Below are 15,318 nucleotides of genomic sequence, written 5' to 3' on the forward strand. Positions count from 1 at the left end.
AATGTAGACTTTCCCTCTCAGAAAGCTGAGAGGAAAAGAAATTAAACTATCTAGTTAACCTTGCGTTGGAAAGTAAATGTTCTTTGAATACCAGGTGCAACCTGACCAGTTACAGTATTCACATACTTAGTAACATCAGTGTTTACCGTTGTTCCAGTTTGGTCAATGCTAGAGGTACTAGCTGGATTACCATTGAAGAATTGGACAGTGGAAGCACCCGAATCCTTAGCCGAACCGACAATATTACTAGTATCAATTTGACTGTTGCTATCATTGTCTAGCGCCCAGTTATTGGGGCTTTGCGTACCATCTTCAGTAATCGCAACTTTGTCAGCATTCAAAATCACGTTACCAGTTCCAGCTTGGGCATCAGAGATATTCTTGTACCGAATCTGGTACTCAACAATGTTGCCCGGAGCAGGTTTTCTGGGTACATCAGCAACTCCTGGATTCGGATCAATCACAGTGGTGGTCATAGGATTTGTGTAAGCTGGTGTAGACTCAAAACTATCTTGACCTGCACCAACTGCTGGTCCAGTTCCTTGTAAAATCCGTGACACTTTCACCAGTTGTAAGAAGCCAGTGTATACGCGATCAATAGTGATATTTTGACCATCTGGTGTACCATCTGCATTGGTATCAATAGAAGCAGTGATTGGTACTGGGAAGCCTCTATTAATATCAGTAGATAATGCTGTACCTGGAGGTAAATCAACTTCCACACCATAGTTGATACTTGCACCAGCAGCAACGTTAGGAATACTCACTGCACCGCTGACTAAGGCAAATCCTCCTGCTTGAGTATAGTTATAGACAGCAGACTGACTATTATAGGTAACAGTTACTTTGGTATTATCTGGTAAATCTGCGCTATTCGTTGGTGGTGTTGGTACTAATGTGATCGTTCCAGGATTAGTACCACTGTTCCTAATTGTGTTAGTGAAGCCAACTGACTGTGGGTCAATCGTACTACCAGGTGCTATACCAGCAGGAACGAGAGAAGATTTGTTAGTGAAATCATCGTTGGTTAGACCTGATGGACCAGTAGCATCTGGCGCATTTTGTGGCCCGTTGAGTATAGCTGAGGCTACAGGTGTTTGCACTGTGAAGACGTTTGCTTCGCCACCAGTACCAACACCACTATTGTTATTGCCTGTATCAACTCCTGTTTCAGGAGTTGTCGGGTTATCAATATAGCCATCATCAACATCAGCTGACAATAGAGTATCAGGAACACCATCACTATTGGTATCTGTACCCGGAGGAGGTGTCATATTGCCTATAGGCCCATCATAGTTACTGGGATTTTGATCACCGGATTCGTCGTATACTGGGGCATTAGTACCAGGGGTTTGACCAAACAACTGGGCAATATTAGCAATAATCAAAGGTGAAGTTGCATTTGATTCAACAGCTAGCTGAATCGAGAAGCCATTTACCGTTGTACCTGGAGCGATAGAAGTAATAGTAGCTGGATTATTGATAAAACCAACGCGAGTTACCGAAGCTAACGAGGCTGGTACTGTTGTAGTCCACGCAGCTGTATTAGCATCAATGGAAATTAGGCTTGTGGTGTAAACAGTTTGCCAACCAGGCAGTGGAGTTGGTGCAGCCGCCAAATCTGTACCCGCAGGAATCGCATCAGAAATCAGGATACGATTGACTGGAGTCCCATCAACAGTGATGCTTGTCCCTGTCAAAGCTGCTGGTATAATTCCTTGTCCTGTTGGGTCATTAGACTCAACTCGTAAACTCAGACCGTAAGTTAGCTTGTCATCTGTAATTGCAGAAGTACCAGCATTGTTGTAAGCAGTGCGAGTCTTGAGGATGGTTGCTAAAGCGTATGTTTTTACACTAGAACCAACTTTAATTTGCTCTGTGGCGCTAGCTTCACGAGTACCATTAACTGGTGCGCCAGCTACCTCGCCAGGACTACCATCGGGGTTATCTACAGTGTAAACGTCACCACCATCAGGACTCCGCAGTTGGTTTTGAGCATTACCAGGAGTATTACCAAGAGTGACGGTGATTATATCGTTGGTTTGAGCGCCATTCTGAACGGTAACTGGCACACGTACCAACACAGTGCCGCCAACGGGTACTGATGATGTGTCTACGCCGCCTGGAGCCACGTTTGTCCAGGTTGCACCTCCATCAGTGCTGTATTGTAACTGACCACTAGCTGGTGCTTGACCATTTTTATCATTAGGTAATACGCCAGAAACTGTACCTGGGCCTGTTGTTGTCGCTTGGTTGGGAATATGGAATTTGGTAGGGTCATTACCTACGTTTGTTAGGGTGTAGGTGTAGGTTAGTAAATCACCAACCTGAACTGTTGTATTGGTAGCGCTAGCGGTGTTATCCGTTACACCAGAAGCCGAAACGGTAATACCAGCAACTTCTGCCACGGTTACAGTTACAGTATTAGAGGTGGCATTAATTGTTGTCCCTGGATTGTTAGGATCTTCGTAGGTTGCAGTTGCTGTGTTACTTATAGATGTACCTGCTGTAGTACCCTCTGCTAATACAGGCGCGAGAAATTGAAAAAGGCTACCAGTTAATAATGCTGTTGCTATTAACGATTGATAACGCTGACGTTGCTTGTTTACAGACTTGTTTTGTTTTACCATATAAGTAGTTTGTTTGTTTGCTGAACTTCTGTCCTGAATCTTCAAGCAGGATAAAGTTCGGCAATTCCTTGAAGAATTACCGTTTATATCAACCTAAAACTTGAATGTTCCAGGAATGCACTTAAAGGGAGTAAAATAATTTGCTCCCTTTAAAAAAATATACTTAGGCAACGCATAGAAATGAATTGCTGTTGTATTTGTATTTAACCCTGATATTTAAGGCTTATGGGCATAAATGAAAGGAAAGCAATTTCTTCTTATGTGCTATCTAAATAAACTATACAAATAGAATGTAACTTTTGCTGCTATAAAAATCTTCCGTATAAATAAGTAACTTCTCTAGCAGTAAATGCGTGATGGCAGTGTAGCAACTAACTTTATATTTGAAGATTGGATAAGAGTTTTAGTAATTAATTGCGCTGTTGAGAAATGCTAAAATCTATATCTAACAACAGTTATAGATATTTGCTGTAATATCTGTTTACTATCTTATAAAGACTATTGGGGTAGAAAAGACGAAGTAATGGAGATAAATAATCAGTGATCTAGATCACGACAAAAGTCTAGTAAACAATATATATGCAAAATCATCTATAAATATGCAAATTTATCATTACGTTTCTCAGTGTTAAAACTAGGTAGCTTTGCTTCATTTAATCATTTATTTTGATTTGAAACCGCAAAAAAACTAAGTAATAATACTAAGTACATTTGCTAATTTACAGGGTGATTCGCCAAAACAGAATGCTCCCTGTTCGTTTGTAGTTAGGATTTCAGTCCTGGCTTTTGAGGACTACAGTCCCCACTACAAACTATGACGACTTTGCATCCGTTCCGGACTACCAGTAGGAATCGAAGCGATTAATTTTTGTGTATACTCTTCTTGCGGTTCACGGTAGATGCTTTCGGATGTACCTTGTTCAACAATTTGACCACGATTCATTACCAAAATGCGATCGCTCATAAATTTTACTACACTTAAATCATGGGAAATGAAGATATAAGTTAGCTGAAACTCATCTTGCAATTCTTTCAAAAGATTCAATACCTGCGCCTGTACCGATACATCCAACGCGGAAACTGATTCATCACAGATAATAAATTTTGGATTTAATGCCAAAGAACGAGCAATACAAACCCGCTGACGTTGACCGCCAGAAAACTGATGAGGATAGCGGTTCATAGCATCTGCACTCAATCCCACTCGTTCTAAAAGTTCCGCAACCCGTTCTTGTCGTTGTTTTTTTGTCTTCCCTACAGAGTGAATTAACAACGGTTCCACCACTGCATCCCCAATCTTCATCCGCGGGTCGAGAGAACTAAAGGGATTTTGGAAAACTATTTGCATTTCTCGCCGCAGTTTTTGTAACGGTTCGCCTTTAAGAGTTGTAATATCTTGGCCATCAAAAATGATATGACCACTCATGGGTTCAATCAATCGTAGCAAAGTTCTACCAAGAGTAGTTTTACCACAACCAGATTCTCCCACCAAACCCAAGGTTTCCCCTGGTTTGACATCAAAAGAAACACCATTGACTGCCATAGTGTAGCGCTTTGTACCGCCAAATGCGCCCCGCACTGGAAAGCCAACTTTAAGGTCACGGATTTGCAACAGAGGTGGCTTTTCGCTGAGATTGTTCAATCTTGCAAATATCTCTTCGGCTGTAACTTCTACGGGTTGGGGTGGTTCTTTGGCTTGAATTACTACCTCTCCTGTAGATGTTTGCTCTGCATTCATATAATCGGAGACGGTGAGGAGTTTTTGAGGACGGCGGTTGAGTGTAGGACGACAAGCTACCAATCCCTTGGTATATGGATGCTGGGGATTACTAAAAATTTGCGCTGCTGCACCATATTCCACTACTTTACCTTTGTACATTACCGCTACGTAGTCGGCAATTTCCGAAATCAATCCCAAGTCGTGGGTGATGAAAATCATCGCCATGTCACGGCTTTTTTGCAATTCTCCCAGCAAGTCAACAATAGTGGCTTGCACTGTAACATCTAAAGCTGTAGTTGGTTCATCTGCAATTAATAGCAAAGGGTTACAAGAAATTGCCATTGCAATCATCACCCGTTGCAATTGACCCCCAGAAAGTTGGTGTGGGTAACGTTCTAAGATGGCTTCTTTGTGCTGCTTGACCAGTTGAGACAACTTTGCTTGATGCCCTGTTTCGATATACTGTTGTTCGATTAGTTCATCGCTAGGTAAAAGTTTAACTTCTTGCAGACCTGCGATCGCAATTTGTTTTGCTTGTTCTGTTGACACATTTTGGTGTCGCATAATCGCTTCAGTGAGCTGAAACCCAATCGTGTAAACTGGATTCAGTGAACTCATTGGTTCTTGAAAAATCATCGCGATATCGCCGCCTCGGTGGAGCTGCATTTCTTCAGGCGGTAACTCTAGTAAATTGATTGGGTTAGCATTCGCCTGGGTGCTAAACCAAATTTCACCACCGCTAACTCTACCCGGAGTCTGCAATAAACCCATTACACCCAGTGCTGTAACTGATTTGCCACTTCCAGATTCTCCGACTATTCCTAGAGTTTCACCTCGATTTAGCTGAAAAGAAATACCATCCACGGCTTTGACAATACTGTAATCGCCGGAAAATTCAACTTGGAGATTGCGAACCTCTAGTACAGTTTCACTCATAGGAGTCTGGTAGAATCAGGACTAAAAAATTAATTGGATTTTAACAGTAGTTCTGATACTATGCCCAGAAATTTAGCTTTTGTATTCCTGAATGGATAAAGTCGAGCCGAGAGTTAACGAAGATTTCGTGACTGTGGCTGAGTTGGAGAATATAGACGAGTAGGAACGTGATTACGCAGCCAGAGTAAAGGAATACTGAGAAATCCTAAAACAATGACTACTCCAGTCATAATCCAAACTGGCAAACGGTTGGGTCGATAGTCGCCTCGTTCAATTTGCCAAAAAACTTGGTTATATCGCCATGCTGCTAAAGCGATCGCAATAATACCAAAAATTACTAAAACAACGCCCAAATTTTCCGAGTTAAACAAGGGATTGACCGGAGAGTCTTGTCGTGTTATTGCAGTATTCAGCTGACGCAAAAATAGACCAAATCTAGCTATGGCAAAACCAAAGCCAATTAATGCAATAGAAGTCCGTAGCCAAGCTAGAAAAGTACGTTCGTTTGCTTGATGCTCACGTTGACGATCTACTTTTGGTATATTATTCATCTATCTCAGCTTCTATCGTACCCCTAACCTCAAAATCTCTTCTATTTTTTTCTCTGCGCCTCTGTCTTGAAAAGTTTCCTACGCCGGGAAACCCGGCTTCGAGGAACTTTTCGCTGCGCCTCTGCGGTTAGAAAGTAATTATAACCACACAGATAAAAAGTTAAAACGGAATATCATCTGGATCTGGTTCTTCCTCTTTGACTGGGGGGTAAGCAGTTGGTTCAAACTTGCTAGGTTGAGGATTTGTCACTGGAGGAACAACGCCAACGGCACTTGTAGCTGGGGTAGTTACTGGTGGACGTTGTGATTCGTAACTAGGAATCTCGACTGCTGGAGTAGTTTGACGAAAAGAAGTTTCTGTAAATGATGTATTTACCGAGGAATTAAGTTCAAAATTACCTCCGACAACTTGAATTTGCTGTACTGTTAATTCAGCCCGTTTTTCTTTAAAACCTTCTTGACGGTCTACAGTATTCATGCTTAAGCGTCCTGCTAAAATGACGCGATCGCCTTGATGATAGTTTTGCTGAATTTCTGTAGCTATATTTCCCCAACCGACAACTTTCAAAGTCGCTGGCGCATCATCAGACTTCTGGGAATTTTGAAACTGTACCAGCATCTCAGTGATTGCCAAATTATCGGATGTATAACGTAGTTGCGGTTCTTGAATAATTTCCGCCATTAAAACACAACTGTTCATTCAATCCTCCTAAGTAGTTAATTAGATATGTTTAACTGTTGGCATTTTTAATATTGCTGGAATCGATTATCTACCTTTACTTTTTAGCCATTCTTAGCATAAAAGCCAAGCGATCGCTCTGAATAGCACCTAAAATGCTATTCGCTGCTTCCGCCTGACTATAATGAGCATTCAATTCTGCATGAGTAGTATAATTGTACCATTAAATCCCAGAAAAAATACTTGCCACCAATTTAAATTTCAACATGAACTGGAAACACACCCAAAGCAATCAACCGCGCTGGGAAATCGCGCAAAATGGGCAAACGCAATAAAACAGGTGTTTGAAAGGTACGATTTGATTGCAGAACCGGAGCAAAAATCTGTTTTTGAATAAAAGTCTGAAATGCTTGAATAATTCGTGTCGGTAACTCCCGTTGACGCTGGACTTTTGCTAAATCACTCAGTTGCACATATCGGTTTTTCAGCGACTTACTCAAGACATTCGCCGCTACTACAGCATCTTGAATGGCGTAATTAATGCCGACTCCCCCCACTGGAGACATGATATGAGCTGCATCACCAATAAGTAACAGTCCTGGACGATACCAGCGCTGAACACGGCTGGATTCTACTGAAAGAAAGGCTATCTGCGACCAATCTTGTAAATTTTCGATGCGTTCGCTTAGTTCTGAAACAACTTCCACAATAGATTTTTTTAATTCCTCCAAACCAGCAGCCCGTAATTTTTGATAGCCACCTTTGGGAATAACGTAGGCAATTTGCCATTCGTCACCACGGTCAAGCATGGCGACAATGTGTCCAGGAGCAAAGCGTCCCATTCCTCCTTCAAATTCTTCTGGGTTTCTGGGTAGGCGAAACCAGAGAATATCCATCGGCGGCGAAGTTTCAACAGACTCAAAATCACCCAGTAGTCTTAACCTTGAGTGGCGACCATCTGCGCCTACTGTGAGTATTGCCCGAACTTCCTGCCAACCACCGCCGCCTCGATAACGCACACCTTGAGTTACACCATTTTCAATAATTAATTCTTGGACATTTGCACCCATTACCAGTTGAAAATGAGGGTATTTTTGCGCTTCTTGGGTGATAAACTCCAAAAATTTCACTTGGGGAAGCATCGTAATGTAAGGATATGGTGTTTTCAGATGACTAAAATCTGCTAGTGTTACCGTATCTTCAGGAGTTTTAACTTTAACTTGGCGCATCTTTGCATGAGGTAATTGTAGCAAGCGATCGCTTAAACCCAATTCCTCCATAATCTGCATCACCGATGGGTGAATTGTATCTCCCCGAAAGTCGCGGTCAAAGTCTTTGTGTGCTTCCAATAGCATGACAGGAATACCTTGACGTGCCAACAGCAGCGCCAAGACGGCTCCTGCTGGGCCACCACCGACAATGCAACAATCGGTAGTTTGTACGTCTACAATGTCATGAGCAGGATTAACGCTAGGCTCTTGGGAAGGATTCTCAGTTACATAGGTAGTCATAACAATACCTAAATGACAGCCCTAACATTTAGGTTAATTCGCTTTTCATGCTTGAAACTGTTTTTTTACTTTTCGTATTCAGATGAAACGTGTATCATGAGCGCTAATCTATAATTTATTTTTTGTCTCAAGCTAATGACCAACGACAATAATTAATAATCGTGGCACAAGTTATTTTAGAAAACGTTTATAAAAGTTTTCCCCCACGTAAAGGGGAACATATTACCTTACAAACCCAACTTCCAGCCAAATATGGGAATAACATTGATGTATCACCAGAGCGTGCAGAAAACATTAATGTCCTGCGGCGGATTAACTTAACGATCGCCGATGGGGAATTTATGGTGTTGGTTGGCCCTTCTGGTTGTGGTAAAAGTACCCTGCTGCGGTTAATCGCTGGGTTAGAGACGATGACTGGCGGCAATATTTTGGTAGGCGATCGCTTAATTAATGATCTACCTCCCAAAGAACGAGATATTGCAATGGTATTTCAAAATTACGCCCTGTATCCTCACATGACGGTGTATGATAACATTGCTTTTGGATTGCGTCGTCGGGGAAAAGAGAAAGCAGGGGGAGCAGCACTTCGGCTTCGCTCAGTGACCAGGGAGGCAGGGGAAGAAATTAGTTCTTCATCTTCCTATTTTCGGATGTGGGCTGAAAATGCATTTGTGGGAATGACGCGATCGCTTCCCAAAGGACTGCGTTATGTTTCTCCCAAAGAACGAGAGATACATCAACAAGTCAGGAATGTAGCTCATTTATTACAAATTGAAACTTTACTGAATCGCTTACCCAAACAGCTTTCTGGAGGACAAAGGCAACGAGTGGCATTAGGACGAGCGATCGCCCGCAATCCGCAAGTATTTTTGATGGATGAACCGCTTTCTAACTTGGATGCCAAACTCCGGGCAGAAACCCGCGCCCAGATTGTCAAATTGCAACGCCAATTAGGGACAACAACAATTTACGTTACCCATGACCAAACAGAAGCCATGACAATGGGCGATCGCATTGCCATTATGTCCGAAGGTCAAATTCAGCAAGTTGCCTCTCCATTAGAACTTTACAATCGTCCTGCTAATCGCTTTGTGGCAGAATTTATTGGCTCTCCGCCGATGAATTTTATACCTGTAAAATTTCATGCGCCGCTGTTAATTACCCATTCCCAATTTCGTCTCACTCTCTCAGAAAGTTGGGGAAGCGCCCTGCAAAAATATGATGGACAAACCCTCATTTTAGGTGTTCGCCCAGAACACTTAAATGTGAGTTTGCCCGCTACTAAAAATATACCAGTGCAAGTAGATTTAGTCGAGAACCTTGGTAATGATTCCTTTGTTGCCGTTAAACTGACTGAGCCGGAAAATATAGTTAATAATTTACAAGTGCGAGTACCACCAGAAAGATTAGTAAGTATTGGTGAACAACTATGGTTATCATTGAACCAAGATAAAATTCACTTTTTTGACCCACAAACTAACTTAGCAATTTTCAGTCACTAGATACTACTTAGTACTTAAAATTTGCTTTTTTATCTAATACAGTGTCAAAACTCCCAAACTAGGATTTTTGTCAAAAGCTTGGATATTTTCTACATGCGATCGCAAAATTTCTTCAATTTGTCTGGCTGAACAATTGCCATAACGAATCCAAATTACTTTCGGCGGAAATCCTCGCAAAATACTCAACTCATTAAAATCAGCATCTCTCGTTACAACAGTAAATTCATTTTGTCGGGCGTATTCCCAAACAGTTAGATCATCTGCTTGATCTAAGCTTATAAGAAAAAGATGCTGAGAGTTTGGGTACTATCAGCTAGTCGATCAATTAACCGAGGTGATAGGTTATGGTCAAATAATAACTTCATGCTTGCATTGTCAGCATTTGCCGTTCTCGATCAGCCGCATAGCTGAGGCAAGCCAAAATATCCTCTTGCGTCAAATAAGGAAAGTCATTAAATACTTCCTCATAGGTCATCCCAGAAGCAAGATAAGATAACTACATCATATACAGTAATTCGCATCCCACGAATACAAGGTTTACCACTTCGCTTTCCAGGTTCAATAGTAATAATGTTGTGATAATTTACAGCCATTTATCTTTTAATGAGAAACTTAAACCGATGATTGCCATAAGTGATATGTTCAACCAAATGTTTTTCAGGGTCAAGTTCTTCCCGTTGTCTAGCAACTTCCAACCAACCTCGAATCGCATCTTGCAGCATTTCTAATAGATGTTCGTAGCTGTTTCCTCAAGTGTGACATCCTGGCAAAGCTGGTACAGAACCACACCATACATCGTCTTCTTGCCAGATAACTGCTTTAATTTTCATTGCTAATCATCTCTACAAGATTGCGATTAGTATTTTAACGTTAAGTAGACCGCGATCGCCTGTCTGTCGCACCGAGGTTTTAAGGGAAGATAAAGGCGATCGCAAAATTAATAGAGTTGCCAACTGTATCATAGAGTTAAATGAAATTACTTGATATTCAAAGATTGAATGAACTCAAGGGCTAATTTGTTGATTCGTATTACTCAAACACCTGGTCAATGTGGTGGCCGTCCTTGTATTCGAGGCATGAGGATTCGTGTGAGTGATATTTTAGAAATGCTGGCTGAGAATGTCAGCTTTTCTGAGATTTTAGAAGATTTTCCCGATCTTGAGTTTGAAGATATCCAAGCCTGTCTATTGTTTGCAGCGCGGCGAACAGACTTTCCTCGACTGACAGCATGAAAATTTGGATTGATGCTCAGTTGCCTCCTACATTATCTAGGCGAATTGTAATTCGAGTTTTGCCTGTTGGTGTTGGTTCAATTGCTCCTTGCTTACCGTTGCTAAAATCATACTCAGTTTCCATTCTTTATTTCAGAGGTTGAGTAAGCTTTGTGTGCTTCTGCATAAATCTTTAATGCGACAGCCATCTGTTGTTCAGCAATATCTCCCTGTGACTGTAACCAAGCAAAAGTTTCAGGATCTATCTGAACTGTAATTTTTACACTTGACTTAGGCATTCGCAATTGTGCTTTCGCAAAAAATTCATCTGATAATGGTGGAATATCTGAGCTATCGATATCTTCATCGCTCATAGCATCGATTCTATCCCAATCGGTTCTTGAGGTATTGTTCATAGCGTTTTCGTTCGTAAGATAGTGCTTTTCGCAATGAGACGAGCCGAACTTTTTCTTCATCAGGCTCGGTGTAAACAACTACAACGATTCGTCCATCAAGTAATCCAATGCCAATATACCTATCTTCACCATAATCCTCTTGCTCATCAAGATTTATGAGCATTACCATAATCCTCTTGCTCATCAAGATTTATGAGCATTGGTAAATTAAAGATACGAGAAGCGTCAGCAAAGTCAAAACCATGCTTTGTTATGTTGCTTTGGTTTTTACGCTCATCCCACTCAAATTGCATGAATACAATAGTAAATTAATTAACCTGCATTCATGGGCAATTGATTTGATGCATCAAAAATCTTCATCATCAACAAAAAACTCGGCATCATCTTCAAATCGAGAATTACTCCGCCGAGAACCAGCTAAACTCCATAGCGGTTGTAATACAGCCATGCCAATCAACCCAATACCAGCACTAAAAGCCAACACTAAACCCACTGGTATTTGAATTGATTGGAATGTTAAAAATTTTAACGATACTGGTGTAGCATTTTGAACTGAAATAATTGCGATCGCCACTACCCAAATTGCTATTACTAAAGATGTCAAAAAAGGAGCTAAGGTTTTCATACTTTGATCAAAGTTAAATATTAATAAGTTAAGAATTGTTAACTTATTAAGCTACTACTATTTCTAGCTTAACAATCACTTTTGAGTAACTTTGGTGAGTTAATTTGCACGTAAACGCGTACCTATTGAACCTAATGGGCTACGACTGGGCAATTCATTTAATGTACTTTTAATATTTGCCACAATAGTATCAGTAATCTCTGGAGTGGCAGAATCTGCATAATCAGAGATATATTTAATCCCACAGTTAGGAGTTGGATTATGGCTGGCAGTTAACATCAATGCCTTAGCAAAACTTAGGTAACTGGCGTTGTAGGCAATAACTGATATGGGAAAATCCCCATCAGTAATTCTTGCATTTCCTCCTCAGTCTGCTAAAACTTGAGCCGTTGTATGGTCAAACTAGTCAGCTAAAAAGCGAGTATCGTAGGCAATAAGAACTGGTCTATCTTTTGTGTAGGCTGTTTCCAAGTAACTTGCGATCGCTATTGTTATTTTCCATACATCAGGAAAAGCAATAATCCCTCTTTGCCCGTCAAAGCCAAACTTATTTTGCTGGAATTGCCACTAGCACTTATTTTTGTCACTTTCTTGCAATGCTATTAGGAAGTTCCCGCAAAGCGATTATCTCAACTGTGACTTCCCTTACAGCTATTTAGCAATGTCAACCCCTGATCGACCTTTTGCCAGTTATCACCTTTGGTCTTTAGTTGCCCCAGCTAGAGGGCAAGAACGCTGGCATTGCCAGATGAGACGGGGGTTTATCAAAGCGCGTCAACATGAACCACAAGTTAAAGCACTATTAGGACAAGCGACTGCACCTCAGCGCATTGGCATACTCGCTCAAAAAGGCGTTTACGAATTTCATCATCATAGACATCTCCTGCACCAATCAGATGGGGTAGAACAAGTTGCCCAACTACTGAAATTAAGTAAATCTACTGAACAAGTGCAACAGCGTGTGCTACAAATTCTGCAAAAGTATCACGATGATCCTTTGCTGTTGGATAAAAATATTGTCCAATTAACTCCGGGTGATGAAGGCTTCCCCAAACCAATTTTAGTGGAACAAGAAGATTATTGTTTCCGCTTGTATGCAGCTATGGACTGTGTTTTTATTGAAAGCGATCGCACTTTGCATATTTTAGATTTTAAGACTGGTAAATCCGCTTTTGACCAAAGACAGGCATTAGTTTATTTACTGGCAGCTCGTTATCTTTATCCTGGGCGTAAAGCTGTCGCATCCTTTTATAATTTAGAACTGTGTAAAAAATCGGATTTGATTAGCATCAACAATGGCGAATTAGAATCTTTAAAATTTGAGTTGGCTAATATTGCCCATAAACACCAGCACGATTTGCAAAAATATCAAGAGAAAACTAGTAACTTTAGCAAGATTTTTCCACCTAATCCCGGAAATCACTGTCGTTTTTGTCCATTTCAATCAATTTGTGATTTTTCTCATCAGCCAACTCAATCGTACCCAATGCCAAGTTTAAGAACTAATGTTTAAAGAATGGGGCATTGGGCATGGGGTATGGGGCATGGGGAATGAACAGTTTAAAAAGGTGGCAATTCTTTGAGAATCGTAAACCGGATATGATTAATTGCTAAGTCTCCTAGGGGAATATTTTCTTTGGTAAGCCTTGTACCTTGACTTGTTAAGGTTTCAAAAGATATGCCTTTACCGATTTCAATGTGATACCAGCATAAGCCCATAAAAAAGCGCGTAGGATATGGGCCATCATTACCCACATCATCTGGGTTTGATTCCATTGGCAACCAACCAAAACCAGGGATGTAGAACTCTAACCACACATGATTAAAGTCTGGTTGTAAAGGTACATTTTGCTGTTCGCCATTGGGAGGACATTTATATCTACCTACGGTGCGGCAGGGAATGTTATTTAAACGACATAAAGCTAGTAAAACACCTACATACTCTCCACAAGAGCCAATACCTCGTTCTAAGACGATATCTGGGGTGTCAATATGGGGTTTGATACCATAAGATAACTCATCATAAACGTAGTTGCGGATACTATACATTTTCCGCAGTAAATTCGTCTCTGAACCAATTGCATCCTCGGCAGCACGACGAACAATGGTAGTGTCCATTGCTAAATCATCATCATCTATCAAATAGCGTTTTTCAAATTCTGGTGATTGTTCGGGAATATCTTCTACATCTCTGGGTGTGATGCGATACTTGATGCCTCTAACTTCTAATAAAGCTTTCCAGCCAAATATATGCCGTTCGCCTGGAGTCAGGGCATCAAATTTAAATACTGCTACTTTTTGCCCATCTATTACTTCTTCGCTAAACGGTATACCTATGGGTTCAATATGTTTGAGCTTTTGACGCTCAGTTTCTGATGGCAAGGCGATACGCCATTCTACATCCGGTAAATATACCTCTTCTAAGGGGGCAATTTCTTCGGCGTAAGACATTTCAATTAGATAGCCGTTAGAAAGAGCGTAGTGTTTATCTGGCTGGTAATGATAATACAGGGGATGAATAAAAGTGCGATCGCGATATGTTAACTCATGATTGGGGTCAGCATTGGGATTATCCCGGATATACGGCTCCTCAGATGAGTAGGCAACATAAAGGTTTTCTGCGCCTGTCTCAGCATTTTTATGTAAAGCAATGCCTGTTGGAGATGCAAACGGGGTGAGGACGCTAAAATTAATTTCTCCAGTTGCCCTGTCTACAGAATAAACTGTTTGTTCTGTGCGATCGCAAACCCAAAGAACTTCTTGACTTACTACCAAATTTTCTACGCCTACCCCTGGTGCATAAAACTTAGTAATTTCTTTACGCGTATTGCGGTCATAAACTAGAATATAGCCCAGCTTTTGACAGCTAATATATACTGTCGATTCCCAAACGGCAACTCCATCAGCAGCATAAGGCAAGGTGGTAAAATGCTCTAGCCCTAAAGAGGTGAGCTTGGATAAATAAATACTATTTTCACGAGTCACCCACAGGGTATCTTCCCACACTGCTAAACCAGTGACATCACTAAATTCTCTAACTTGGTGAGGATTAAGAATTTTGCTGTTGTCAGAGGTAGGGTCAATCTCTAAGAGATGCCCTTTGATACTATCAATTGCAATCAGCGTATCTTTGATAAAAGCAATGCCACTTAGGGTAGCAGCGGTAAGCGGTCGAATTGTCCTTTGCCCAAACATCTGGCTAGCAGTCAAACTAGGGAGTGCAAAACTCATATTAAGCTTATTTGTTCAATGGTTTAGCACCCCATAGGATTAATTTACGCTACGCTGGTCAGTTGTCAGTGGTCAGTGGTCAGTTGTTTTTGATCTGGTTTAATATCCCCAAGGCGCAGCGGCGTGATTTTAAAACATCTTCTTAAAAAGTTCTGCGCCTGAAGTTGCTCCTCTGGGGTAGAAACGCTAAATCCTCCACTTGGGAAGACCCCATCGCTTTTAGCATCTCCCCTTGGGAGAAGACTGCACTTTTCGCTTTACTACTAACGACTGACCATTGATATATCAGTACAGTGTATTGAGAAA

General features: G+C 41.1%; 15 protein-coding genes and 2 pseudogenes. 3 read left to right on the forward strand and 14 right to left on the reverse strand.

Annotated elements, in window-relative coordinates:
- Window positions 1-50 precede the first annotated feature (50 nt).
- The 5 genes from QI031_RS27425 to QI031_RS27445 form a co-directional block, all read right to left on the reverse strand.
- Complete coding sequence (locus QI031_RS27425) at window positions 51-2,630, reverse strand: beta strand repeat-containing protein (RefSeq protein ID WP_281482726.1); 2,580 nt, start codon at window positions 2,628-2,630, stop codon at window positions 51-53.
- An 805-nt stretch (window positions 2,631-3,435) separates the two neighbouring features.
- Entirely contained in the window at window positions 3,436-5,286 is a 1,851-nt protein-coding gene (locus QI031_RS27430) for an ABC transporter ATP-binding protein (RefSeq protein WP_281482727.1), read from the reverse strand.
- A gap of 113 nt (window positions 5,287-5,399) precedes the next feature.
- Window positions 5,400-5,837 carry a YidH family protein gene (locus tag QI031_RS27435; protein WP_281482728.1) on the reverse strand — a complete coding sequence of 146 codons (438 nt, stop codon included), beginning with the start codon at window positions 5,835-5,837 and terminating at the stop codon, window positions 5,400-5,402.
- Window positions 5,838-5,997: 160 nt separating this feature from the next.
- Window positions 5,998-6,537 (reverse strand): single-stranded DNA-binding protein, encoded by a 540-nt coding sequence (locus QI031_RS27440; RefSeq protein ID WP_281482729.1) that lies wholly within the window; start codon window positions 6,535-6,537, stop codon window positions 5,998-6,000.
- Between the two features lie 233 nt (window positions 6,538-6,770).
- On the reverse strand, window positions 6,771-8,027 hold the full coding sequence (locus tag QI031_RS27445; protein ID WP_281482730.1) for an FAD-dependent oxidoreductase: 1,257 nt from the start codon (window positions 8,025-8,027) through the stop codon (window positions 6,771-6,773).
- 161 nt (window positions 8,028-8,188) lie between these two features.
- Here QI031_RS27445 and QI031_RS27450 point away from each other — a divergent pair, with 161 nt between their 5' ends.
- Window positions 8,189-9,529 carry an ABC transporter ATP-binding protein gene (locus QI031_RS27450; RefSeq protein WP_281482731.1) on the forward strand — a complete coding sequence of 447 codons (1,341 nt, stop codon included), beginning with the start codon at window positions 8,189-8,191 and terminating at the stop codon, window positions 9,527-9,529.
- A 33-nt stretch (window positions 9,530-9,562) separates the two neighbouring features.
- On the opposite strand, the gene QI031_RS31655 is transcribed toward QI031_RS27450, so the two are convergent.
- The 3 genes and pseudogenes from QI031_RS31655 to QI031_RS27470 form a co-directional block, all read right to left on the reverse strand.
- On the reverse strand, window positions 9,563-9,808 hold the full coding sequence (locus QI031_RS31655) for a DUF5615 family PIN-like protein (protein WP_343217878.1): 246 nt from the start codon (window positions 9,806-9,808) through the stop codon (window positions 9,563-9,565).
- 82 nt (window positions 9,809-9,890) lie between these two features.
- Window positions 9,891-10,122: pseudogene (locus QI031_RS27465) on the reverse strand (DUF433 domain-containing protein).
- Window positions 10,123-10,251, reverse strand: a complete 129-nt coding sequence (locus QI031_RS27470; protein WP_281482733.1) for a hypothetical protein — start codon at window positions 10,249-10,251, stop codon at window positions 10,123-10,125.
- 276 nt (window positions 10,252-10,527) lie between these two features.
- Between QI031_RS27470 and QI031_RS27475 the strand changes: the two genes are divergently transcribed.
- A complete protein-coding gene (locus QI031_RS27475) occupies window positions 10,528-10,761 on the forward strand; it encodes a DUF433 domain-containing protein (protein WP_281482734.1) in 234 nt (77 codons plus the stop codon).
- A gap of 113 nt (window positions 10,762-10,874) precedes the next feature.
- Here the strand turns inward: QI031_RS27475 and QI031_RS27480 are convergent, their stop codons facing one another.
- The 5 genes and pseudogenes from QI031_RS27480 to QI031_RS27500 form a co-directional block, all read right to left on the reverse strand.
- Entirely contained in the window at window positions 10,875-11,156 is a 282-nt protein-coding gene (locus tag QI031_RS27480) for a hypothetical protein (RefSeq protein ID WP_281482735.1), read from the reverse strand.
- Window positions 11,125-11,325 carry a BrnT family toxin gene (locus QI031_RS27485; protein ID WP_281482736.1) on the reverse strand — a complete coding sequence of 67 codons (201 nt, stop codon included), beginning with the start codon at window positions 11,323-11,325 and terminating at the stop codon, window positions 11,125-11,127. The genes QI031_RS27480 and QI031_RS27485 overlap by 32 nt, the downstream gene beginning before the upstream one ends.
- A complete protein-coding gene (locus QI031_RS27490) occupies window positions 11,303-11,449 on the reverse strand; it encodes a BrnT family toxin (RefSeq protein WP_281482737.1) in 147 nt (48 codons plus the stop codon). The genes QI031_RS27485 and QI031_RS27490 overlap by 23 nt, the downstream gene beginning before the upstream one ends.
- A 53-nt stretch (window positions 11,450-11,502) precedes the next feature.
- Complete coding sequence (locus QI031_RS27495) at window positions 11,503-11,781, reverse strand: LapA family protein (protein WP_281482738.1); 279 nt, start codon at window positions 11,779-11,781, stop codon at window positions 11,503-11,505.
- A 123-nt stretch (window positions 11,782-11,904) separates the two neighbouring features.
- Window positions 11,905-12,359, reverse strand: a pseudogene (locus QI031_RS27500) (phosphoglucomutase/phosphomannomutase family protein); the annotation flags it as partial.
- A gap of 83 nt (window positions 12,360-12,442) precedes the next feature.
- Between QI031_RS27500 and QI031_RS27505 the strand changes: the two are divergent.
- Complete coding sequence (locus tag QI031_RS27505; protein WP_281482739.1) at window positions 12,443-13,294, forward strand: PD-(D/E)XK nuclease family protein; 852 nt, start codon at window positions 12,443-12,445, stop codon at window positions 13,292-13,294.
- A gap of 47 nt (window positions 13,295-13,341) precedes the next feature.
- On the opposite strand, the gene QI031_RS27510 is transcribed toward QI031_RS27505, so the two are convergent.
- Window positions 13,342-15,012, reverse strand: coding sequence for a transglutaminase family protein (locus QI031_RS27510; RefSeq protein ID WP_281482740.1), 1,671 nt, complete (start codon window positions 15,010-15,012; stop codon window positions 13,342-13,344).
- Window positions 15,013-15,318: the final 306 nt, after the last annotated feature.

Origin of the sequence: Halotia branconii CENA392 (assembly GCF_029953635.1) — a bacterium.
GTDB classification, from domain to species: Bacteria; Cyanobacteriota; Cyanobacteriia; order Cyanobacteriales; family Nostocaceae; genus Halotia; species Halotia branconii.

What these genes read in the sequence shown, in the direction of transcription:
- QI031_RS27425 (WP_281482726.1), bottom strand. Translation starts at nt 2,630, where the DNA reads ATGGTAAAACAAAACAAGTCTGTAAACAAGCAACGTCAGCGTTATCAA.
- QI031_RS27430 (WP_281482727.1), bottom strand. Translation starts at nt 5,286, where the DNA reads ATGAGTGAAACTGTACTAGAGGTTCGCAATCTCCAAGTTGAATTTTCC.
- QI031_RS27435 (WP_281482728.1), bottom strand. Translation starts at nt 5,837, where the DNA reads ATGAATAATATACCAAAAGTAGATCGTCAACGTGAGCATCAAGCAAAC.
- QI031_RS27440 (WP_281482729.1), bottom strand. Translation starts at nt 6,537, where the DNA reads ATGAACAGTTGTGTTTTAATGGCGGAAATTATTCAAGAACCGCAACTA.
- QI031_RS27445 (WP_281482730.1), bottom strand. Translation starts at nt 8,027, where the DNA reads ATGACTACCTATGTAACTGAGAATCCTTCCCAAGAGCCTAGCGTTAAT.
- QI031_RS27470 (WP_281482733.1), bottom strand. Translation starts at nt 10,251, where the DNA reads ATGCTGCAAGATGCGATTCGAGGTTGGTTGGAAGTTGCTAGACAACGG.
- QI031_RS27475 (WP_281482734.1), top strand. Translation starts at nt 10,528, where the DNA reads ATGAACTCAAGGGCTAATTTGTTGATTCGTATTACTCAAACACCTGGT.
- QI031_RS27480 (WP_281482735.1), bottom strand. Translation starts at nt 11,156, where the DNA reads ATGAACAATACCTCAAGAACCGATTGGGATAGAATCGATGCTATGAGC.
- QI031_RS27485 (WP_281482736.1), bottom strand. Translation starts at nt 11,325, where the DNA reads ATGGTAATGCTCATAAATCTTGATGAGCAAGAGGATTATGGTGAAGAT.
- QI031_RS27490 (WP_281482737.1), bottom strand. Translation starts at nt 11,449, where the DNA reads ATGCAATTTGAGTGGGATGAGCGTAAAAACCAAAGCAACATAACAAAG.
- QI031_RS27495 (WP_281482738.1), bottom strand. Translation starts at nt 11,781, where the DNA reads ATGAAAACCTTAGCTCCTTTTTTGACATCTTTAGTAATAGCAATTTGG.
- QI031_RS27505 (WP_281482739.1), top strand. Translation starts at nt 12,443, where the DNA reads ATGTCAACCCCTGATCGACCTTTTGCCAGTTATCACCTTTGGTCTTTA.
- QI031_RS27510 (WP_281482740.1), bottom strand. Translation starts at nt 15,012, where the DNA reads ATGAGTTTTGCACTCCCTAGTTTGACTGCTAGCCAGATGTTTGGGCAA.